At 39.4% G+C, this 282-nt stretch carries 1 rRNA gene; it reads right to left on the minus strand.

What is annotated here, in order from left to right:
- Positions 1 to 195: 195 nt before the first annotated feature.
- Positions 196 to 282, minus strand: a 16S ribosomal RNA gene (locus ATB78_RS28045); the annotation flags it as partial.

Genomic DNA, 282 nt, shown 5'->3' on the forward strand with positions numbered 1-282 from the left:
TTAAAAGTGATATTCCCAAGAACACTTGAATGTGTTTTTTGGTGTTTGTCATAAAGACAAACATTGAGAACTTTACAAACAAACTTAAAAGTTTGTTTTGTCAGCTTTCCAAATTGTTAAAGAGCTATGTTAGCTACAAGCTTTCGCTTGTGAACTATCAATCTGTGTGGACACTCATCGTGTATAATCATCGTTTAAGGAGGTGATCCAGCGCCAGGTTCCCCTAGCGCTACCTTGTTACGACTTCACCCCAGTCATGAACCACAAAGTGGTAAGCGTCCT

Origin of the sequence: Vibrio sp. CUB2 (assembly GCF_001557945.1) — a bacterium.
Taxonomy (GTDB): Bacteria; Pseudomonadota; Gammaproteobacteria; order Enterobacterales; family Vibrionaceae; genus Vibrio; species Vibrio owensii.